General features: G+C 67.4%; 1 protein-coding gene. It reads right to left on the bottom strand.

Annotated elements, in window-relative coordinates; all coding sequences use genetic code 11:
* Positions 1–1,007: Clp protease N-terminal domain-containing protein (locus ACFWW9_RS46140; protein ID WP_390390014.1), on the bottom strand; the 1,007-nt coding region annotated here is incomplete at both ends.

Here is a 1,007-nt window from a genome sequence, read left to right as displayed (position 1 = left end):
AACCGGCGCTCCAGGGCGGGGTCCTTCTCGACGTACTTGCGGTACTCGTCGAGCGTGGTCGCGCCGATGGTCTGGAGCTCACCGCGGGCCAGCATCGGCTTGAGGATGCTGGCGGCGTCGATCGCGCCCTCGGCGGCACCCGCACCCACCAGGGTGTGGATCTCGTCGATGAACAGGATGATGTCGCCGCGGGTGCGGATCTCCTTGAGCACCTTCTTCAGGCGCTCCTCGAAGTCACCGCGGTAGCGGGAACCGGCGACCAGGGAGCCCAGGTCAAGCGTGTAGAGCTGCTTGTCCTTGAGCGTCTCGGGCACCTCGCCCTTGACGACCATCTGCGCCAGGCCCTCGACGACGGCGGTCTTGCCGACGCCGGGCTCGCCGATGAGCACCGGGTTGTTCTTGGTGCGCCGCGACAGCACCTGCATGACCCGCTCGATCTCCTTCGAGCGGCCGATCACCGGGTCGAGCTTGCCCTCGCGCGCGCTGGCGGTGAGGTTGCGCCCGAACTGGTCGAGCACCAGCGACGACGAGGGAGTGCCCTCACCGCGACCGGTGGACTCGGTCGTCTCCTTGCTGCCGGAGTAGCCGGACAGCAGCTGGAGCACCTGCTGGCGGACCCGGTTGAGGTCGGCTCCCAGCTTCACCAGGACCTGCGCCGCGACGCCTTCGCCCTCGCGGATCAGGCCGAGCAGGATGTGCTCGGTGCCGATGTAGTTGTGGCCGAGCTGCAGCGCTTCGCGCAGGGACAGCTCGAGGACTTTTTTCGCTCGTGGGGTGAAGGGGATGTGACCGCTCGGGGCCTGCTGGCCCTGGCCGATGATTTCCTCGACCTGCTGGCGGACACCTTCGAGGGCGATCCCCAACGACTCCAGCGCCTTGGCGGCGACACCTTCACCCTCGTGGATCAACCCCAGGAGGATGTGCTCGGTGCCGATGTAGTTGTGGTTGAGCATCCGGGCCTCTTCTTGGGCCAGGACAACCACCCGCCTCGCGCGGTCGGTGAACCT

Origin of the sequence: Umezawaea sp. NPDC059074 (genome assembly GCF_042738955.1) — a bacterium.
GTDB lineage: Bacteria > Actinomycetota > Actinomycetes > Mycobacteriales > Pseudonocardiaceae > Umezawaea.
The sequence above is the reverse complement of the archived record's forward strand: the minus strand, read 5'-3'. Positions and strand labels throughout refer to the sequence as shown.